Genomic DNA, 6,438 nt, shown 5'->3' on the forward strand with positions numbered 1-6,438 from the left:
GCGCTATCCAGCAAAGCCCGGGTGAATATCGTCATTGGACGGCCGAGACTCAACATCGCAGCCTTCTCGATCGGGCAAGCCGACGATATGCGCAGGGAGTTGACCGGGATCGAGCGTTGGTATGTGGGCGGGCATTCACTTGGAGGCGCCGCAGCTTGTTACTATGCGAGCAAACACCGCGACGATCTTCAGGGGATTGTGTTGTTCGGTACCTATTGTGGCTCCGATATTTCGAAGTCCCGACTTGCGACGCTTGCTATCGTGGCGGATCGGGATGGCATCATGGCACCTGAGACGATCGAGCAGCACGCGGTGGAATTGCCGGCCGATGCGCAAATTGTTCGAGTTGCAGGCATGGTCCATAGCCAGTTCGGGAACTACGGACCTCAGTCTGGCGATGGCCGGCCTTCGATCGACGATCGTCGGGCGTCCGAAGCTATTTCGGAAGCTGCCCGAGCTTTCTTCCACTGAGGGACGTTCGCTTCGCGAACGGCTATATCAGCCGCATGCCGCGCAGGCTGGCGTGCCCGCTTTTGCCGACGATGATGTGATCGTGCACGGCAATCCCCAGCGGCTTTGCGATGTCGATAATCGCCTTGGTCATCTGGATGTCGGCCTGCGATGGCGAGGGATCGCCGCTGGGATGGTTGTGGACCAAGCCGCGGAGTCCAGCTACTGCGTTGAAACTAAAGAATACATTGGGGTCATTGATTGATTTGGAGGCGGCGATTGGGAGCGGTTTTCCATGCTCCCGAGTGATCCTCACGCTCCCTCATCGACATCTACGTGGGGTCGCTTTGGCGCATGGCTCGTCGCCATATTCCCTTGATCCCATGCATCAAGCTCGTTGATCGGATAAGGTTAGCCTTACCGACTTTGACGAAGGTCGGTCGCTGCCGCCGGGACTGGAGCGGCTTCAGGTTCCCGAGGCACCCTTGCGATATTCAGCCGGCGTACAATTGCGGTAGCGGCGAAAGACCCTGTTCAGATGACTCTGGTCGGCAAAGCCACTGAGGAGCGCGATCTCCTTGAGCGCCAGATTGTCCCGTCGCAGATGCCGGCACGCCTGTTCGACTTTCTGTTTCTGAACAAAGGCGTGAGGGCGTATCCCGTAATGAGCGTGGAATTTGCGGGCGAATTGAATCGGCGTGCAGTTGCAGATGGCTGCTAGTTCGTCGAGCGTGATGTTTCGGGAAATGTTCTGCTGGATATAATCCTCGATCAGCCGGGCATGAGCCGGCCTGAAATGTCCCTGCGCGGAAGGCATCTTGAACTTCACCGCGGCGTATTTTCGTATGATGTGGATGCTGGCCTGGAGCGACAGCGCGTCGTAGCAGAGTCTTCCGCCTGGACCGCCGGCGGCGACTTCGTGAGCCATTTGTTCGTTGATCCAGCTCAGGACGGGGTCATCGATTCCGAGCAGGTCATGAAGTTCAATGGCGCCGACGTCACGATCGAAAGCCTCGCTCGCGGTTTTCATCATGTAGGCCGGTGAAATGTAGAAGTGGCTGACCTCTATATCGTTTGCCCATCGCCAATGCGAAGGCTCGGCGCGGGTCAGCAGYGTGGTAATGCCGCGGCTGACGCGCTCCTGCTTCCATGCGCCGGTCACGCGACGGTTCATCGCGGTGGCTCCTTGCCGGTAGACGACGATCAGGAAGTCTTCCGTCGGGGGGACCCAAATGTCGGACGGCGCATAGCGAAATACCCGCATGCGGAAATCAGGCCGGCCGACCGCCGAACTGTCCAGCTTCAGTTCACCTGGTGCGTATTGCGGAAGCTCCTCGACCGCAATGAACTTGCTCATGGCGCAGCCTCCACATGGTTGGCGGCCGTTCGCCGGCTCTTCTTTCCCATGATGTGGGATCGGTAGCGCAGGATACGGCGCTTTTTGCATTTGGCCAAATGTATTGGTTCGCCCGGCGCGTTCGCTGCGCCGCACACGCAATTCGTCCAAAGAAAGGTCGGCTTCGTTCAAGCGCGCCGTGCCTCGGGGCAACTAGTTTCCGGCACCTTCCGCTGGCGATGCGTGAGCGGCTCGAGACCCTTCGGGGCTCTGAGACCTGCCCAGCAGTTCCGTTGGATCGCCAAGGAGACGCCACTCCGCCCATTCGGTCGAGCGGCACGGTGCATAGCTAAAAAACAAAAGGAGAGGGAAATGGACCAGGCTGAAATCAAGTCCAGAGAATCGAACGGAGCAAAAAAGACGACCCTCGATGCGGTCGTTATCGGGGCTGGCATCGCGGGTCTGTACCAGTTGCACCGCATGCGGCAACTGGGGCTGAAGGTCCGCGCCTTCGAGGCGGGTTCCGGCGTCGGCGGAACCTGGTACTGGAATCGTTACCCCGGTGCGCGCTTCGATTCTCAGGTCGAGGTGTACCAGTATTGGTTTTCCGAGGACTTGTACAAAGCGTGGAAGCCAAGCGAGCGTTTTCCAGGGCAGCCGGAGACCGAGCAGTGGCTCAACTTCGTCGCTGATCGCTTCGATCTCAAGAAGGACATCCAGTTCAGCACCCGGATCGAGTCCGCCACCTATCGGGAGAAGGACGGCCGCTGGGATGTGGTCACCTCCGATGGCGAACGCATTGATACGCAATATCTGTTGGCCTGCTGCGGTATGCTGTCGGCGCCTCTGAACGACCGCTTCCCGGGCCAGTCCACGTTCAAAGGTGTGATCACCCATACCGGTCTCTGGCCGAAAGAGGGTATCGATCTCAAAGGCAAGCGGGTCGCCGTGGTGGGCACCGGAGCCACCGGCATCCAGGTGATCCAGACCATCGCACCCGAAGTCGGGTCGATGAAGGTGTTCGTGCGCACGCCGCAATACGTTGTGCCCATGAAGAACCCGAAATATTCGCAAGCGGATTGGGATCGCTGGAGTAGTCGGTTCAATGAGCTGAAGACCCGCGTGCGCTCCACCTTCGCGGGCTTCGACTATGACTTTGAGAACCGCCCCTGGGCCGAACTGACGCCCGACGAGCGTACGCAGGTGCTGGAGAAGTACTGGAACGACGGGTCGCTCTCGATGTGGCTTGCGACGTTCCCGGAAATGTTCTTCGACGAGGCGGTAAGCGCGGTGGTGTCCGATTTCGTGCGGGACAAGATGCGCAAGCGGCTGCGGCATGACCCGAAGCTGTGCGATGTGCTGATTCCGTCCGAAGCCGATTACGGATTCGGCACGCATCGCGTACCTCTCGAGAACAAATATCTTGAGGCCTACCTGCAGGACAATGTTGATGCAGTGAACTGCCGCAAGACGCCGATCGAGCGCATCGTGCCCGACGGCATCCAGACCTCCGACGGCAAGGTCCATGAGGCCGACATCATCATCCTGGCCGTCGGATTCGACGCCGGCTCGGGCGCTCTCAGCCGCATCGACATCCGCGGCCGCGACGGCCGTTCGTTGAAGGACAGGTGGAAGGACGAGATCCGCACCGCGATGGGGCTGCAGGTGCACGGCTATCCCAACCTGTTCACCACCGGCGCGCCGCTCGCTCCGTCCGCCGCACTTTGCAACATGACGACCTGTCTTCAGCAGCAGGTGGACTGGATCACCGACTGCATTGCTTACGCGAAGAAGCACGGCAAAGGCGTCGTCGAAGCGACCAAGGAGTTCGAGGACAATTGGGTCAAGCACCACGACGAAACTGCGGCCGCGACCCTCGTTGTGAAAACCGACTCCTGGTACATGGGCTCGAACGTCGACGGAAAGCCAAGACGCCTGCTGTCCTATATCGGCGGCGTCGGCAACTACAACCGGCAGTGCGACGAACTTGCGGCCAATGGCTACCAAGGCTTTGCGATGACCTGATGATAACAACAACGGGAGGAAACATCCAATGAGCACAAATCCCTACTACGGCCAGGAAGGCCACGGCCCCTACGAGACGATCAGAATCGGCAACCTCGAGCTTGAGGAGGGCGGACATATTCCGGACTGTGCGCTTGCGGTGGCGACCCACGGAACGCTGAACGCGGCGAAGGACAACGCGATCCTCGTTACGACCTGGTACTCGGGAACGAGCAAGATCATGGAGCAGGTCTACATCGGCAAGGGGCGTGCGCTCGACCCGGCGAAGTATTTTATCATCGTCGTCAACCAGATCGGAAATGGCCTTTCCACCTCACCAAACAACAGCGTTGGAGCGCAGGCCGGACCGACCTTCCCGAAAGTGCGCATTGGGGACGACGTTCGCGCCCAACACAAGCTTCTGACCGAGAAATACGGTCTGAAGAGCCTCGCACTGGTCGTCGGCGGCTCGATGGGTGCGCAGCAGACCTATGAATGGGCCGTGCGCTATCCCGACTTCGTCAAGCGCGCCGCTCCGATCGCCGGCACCGCCAAGAACACCGAGCACGATTTCGTCTTCGCCGAGACACTCTCCGAAGCGATTACATCCGATCCGGGGTTCAACGGCGGCAAGTACGGTTCGCCGGCCGATGTCGCCGCCGGCCTCAAGCGCCACGCCAAGCTGTGGACGGTGATGGGGTGGAGTACCGATTTCTTCCGCGAAGGCCGACACAAGGCGCTCGGCTTCGACTCGATGCAGGCCTTCGTCGATACCTTCATGACGGGATACTTTGCGCCGATGGATCCAAACGATCTGCTGGCGATGGCGTGGAAGTGGCAACGAGGCGACGTGAGCCGCAACACCGGCGGCGATCTCGCGTCGGCGCTCGGCCGTATCAAGGCGAAGACCTACGTGATGCCGATCAGTCACGACATGTTCTTCCCGCCGAGCGACTGCGAGGTTGAGCAGCGTCTGATCCCGGGAAGCCAGTTCCGTCCGCTGAAGAGCAGCTGCGGACATCTCGGCCTGTTCGGCGTGGACCCGGAGTTGCTCGCGCAGCTTGACGCCAATCTGAACGAGTTGCTGGCGGCGCCTGTGAATTGACGCGCCGGATTGACTGCCTGTTGCAGTTGAGGGCGCGAACGAAAATAGTTCACGCCCTCAACCCGAACTCGACGCCGATGGCGCTCCTGGCGGCGTCTGCGGGCTAGATCAGCTTCATTCCCTTCAGGCTGGCGTGCCCGCTTTTGCCGACGATGATGTGATCGTGCACGGCAATCCCCAGCGGCTTGGCGATCTCGATGATCGCCTTGGTCATCTGGATGTCGGCCTGCGATGGCGAGGGATCGCCGCTGGGGTGGTTGTGGACGAGGATCAGCGCGGTCGCCGACAATTCCAGCGCGCGCTTGATCACCTCGCGCGGATAGACCGGGGTGTGGTCGACGGTGCCGGTCTGCTGAACCTCGTCGGCGATGAGCTGGTTGCGCTTGTCGAGGAAGAGCAGGCGGAATTGCTCCTTGTCGGCAAAGGCCATGCTGGTGCGGCAATAGTCGATCACCTCGTTCCAGGACGACAGCGCGTTGCGGCTGTTGACCTCGCCCTTGGCGACGCGATGCGCGGCTGCTGCGATCAGCTTGAGCTGGTGGATCGCGGATTCGCCGATGCCGTCGATCTCGCGCAAGCGCGCCACCGGCGCGTGCACGACCTCGGCGAACGAGCCGAACGTCTTGATCAGCGTCTTCGCAAGCGGCTTGGTGTCGCGCCGCGGCAGCGCCGGAAACAGCGCCATCTCCAAAAGCTCGTAGTCGCTGAGCGCATCGGCGCCCGCGCTGTAGAAGCGCTCGCGCAGCCGCTCGCGATGGCCGTGATAGTGCGGCGCGTCCTCAGGCTTGCTCTTGTCGTGGTCGGTCTTGGCGGGCATCAGGCATAACCATGCCGGACGGCGCGCGTTTTGCAACCACGAAGTGTCTGGCCCCGGGCTTACCAATCCGGCCACGCCATTTTCGGCGCGCTCTGGCCAGCAGAGTTCGCGCATCGGCAACGCCGGGAGCCGGTCAGGATGTTGCCGGCCCGGATTCCCGGCGCCGTCTACGGTCGGGAAGAAAAAAATTGCACACCAGCTGTCTTCGTTCTCCTGCCTCGTTCGTCTCAGCGCTGTTGGCCGGTCGAGTGGCCAGCCGATCTTCCGCAACAGGAGAACATCAATGTCCCGGACCAGACCTGAGCCGTCGCGTCGTACCTTCGTTGCCACCGGCCTCGGAGCCGGCGTCTTGCTCGCCGCGCAAGCGGCGCCGTCCCACGGCCAGAACAGGAGCTCGAAAATGGAAGCGACCATTCGCACCGGCGGCGACGTCGCGACCCTCGTCAACGTCTTCACGGTCGAGCCGGACAACCAGCACAAGCTGGTGCAACTCCTGAAGGAAGGCACCGAGAGCTTCTTCAGCAAGCAGCCCGGATTCATCTCGTCCAGCGTCCACGCCAGCAAGGAGGGCCGGCGCGCGATCAACTACTCGCAATGGGCAAGTGCAGGCGACATCGAGAACTTTCGCAAGGATCCGAGATTTGCGCCGTACGTCCAGCGCCTTGCGGCGCTGGCGAAGGCCGAGACGATCCTGTGCGAGGTCGTCGAGGTCAATCACGCCTGATC

General features: G+C 61.0%; 6 protein-coding genes and 1 pseudogene. 4 read left to right on the forward strand and 3 right to left on the reverse strand.

What is annotated here, in order from left to right; all coding sequences use genetic code 11:
• Positions 1–471 (forward strand): alpha/beta fold hydrolase (locus AC1D00_RS21480; RefSeq protein WP_477012047.1); only part of this gene is annotated, 471 nt, incomplete at its 5' end.
• 22 nt (positions 472–493) lie between these two features.
• On the opposite strand, the pseudogene AC1D00_RS21485 reads toward AC1D00_RS21480, so the two are convergent.
• Together AC1D00_RS21485 and AC1D00_RS21490 are read right to left on the reverse strand one after the other, a co-directional pair.
• Positions 494–658, reverse strand: a pseudogene (locus AC1D00_RS21485) (JAB domain-containing protein); the annotation flags it as partial.
• Between the two features lie 258 nt (positions 659–916).
• A complete protein-coding gene (locus AC1D00_RS21490; protein WP_477012048.1) occupies positions 917–1,978 on the reverse strand; it encodes an AraC family transcriptional regulator in 1,062 nt (353 codons plus the stop codon).
• Between the two features lie 180 nt (positions 1,979–2,158).
• On the opposite strand from AC1D00_RS21490, the gene AC1D00_RS21495 reads away from it, so the two are divergent.
• Positions 2,159–3,811: a flavin-containing monooxygenase gene (locus AC1D00_RS21495; protein ID WP_477012049.1), complete on the forward strand. Its 1,653-nt coding sequence runs from the start codon at positions 2,159–2,161 to the stop codon at positions 3,809–3,811.
• A 28-nt stretch (positions 3,812–3,839) separates the two neighbouring features.
• Positions 3,840–4,895, forward strand: a complete 1,056-nt coding sequence (locus AC1D00_RS21500) for an alpha/beta fold hydrolase (protein ID WP_477012050.1) — start codon at positions 3,840–3,842, stop codon at positions 4,893–4,895.
• A gap of 103 nt (positions 4,896–4,998) precedes the next feature.
• Here the strand turns inward: AC1D00_RS21500 and radC are convergent, their stop codons facing one another.
• Positions 4,999–5,712 carry a RadC family protein gene (radC, locus tag AC1D00_RS21505; protein ID WP_477012051.1) on the reverse strand — a complete coding sequence of 238 codons (714 nt, stop codon included), beginning with the start codon at positions 5,710–5,712 and terminating at the stop codon, positions 4,999–5,001.
• A 283-nt stretch (positions 5,713–5,995) separates the two neighbouring features.
• Between radC and AC1D00_RS21510 the strand changes: the two genes are divergently transcribed.
• On the forward strand, positions 5,996–6,436 hold the full coding sequence (locus AC1D00_RS21510; RefSeq protein ID WP_477012052.1) for an antibiotic biosynthesis monooxygenase family protein: 441 nt from the start codon (positions 5,996–5,998) through the stop codon (positions 6,434–6,436).
• The last annotated feature ends 2 nt before the right edge of the window (positions 6,437–6,438 follow it).

The sequence above is a fragment of the Bradyrhizobium sp. P2_E8 genome (assembly GCF_056403875.1).

Coding starts and splice junctions, on each gene's coding strand:
- radC (WP_477012051.1), bottom strand. CDS start 5,712: ATGCCCGCCAAGACCGACCACGACAAGAGCAAGCCTGAGGACGCGCCG.
- AC1D00_RS21495 (WP_477012049.1), top strand. CDS start 2,159: ATGGACCAGGCTGAAATCAAGTCCAGAGAATCGAACGGAGCAAAAAAG.
- AC1D00_RS21500 (WP_477012050.1), top strand. CDS start 3,840: ATGAGCACAAATCCCTACTACGGCCAGGAAGGCCACGGCCCCTACGAG.
- AC1D00_RS21510 (WP_477012052.1), top strand. CDS start 5,996: ATGTCCCGGACCAGACCTGAGCCGTCGCGTCGTACCTTCGTTGCCACC.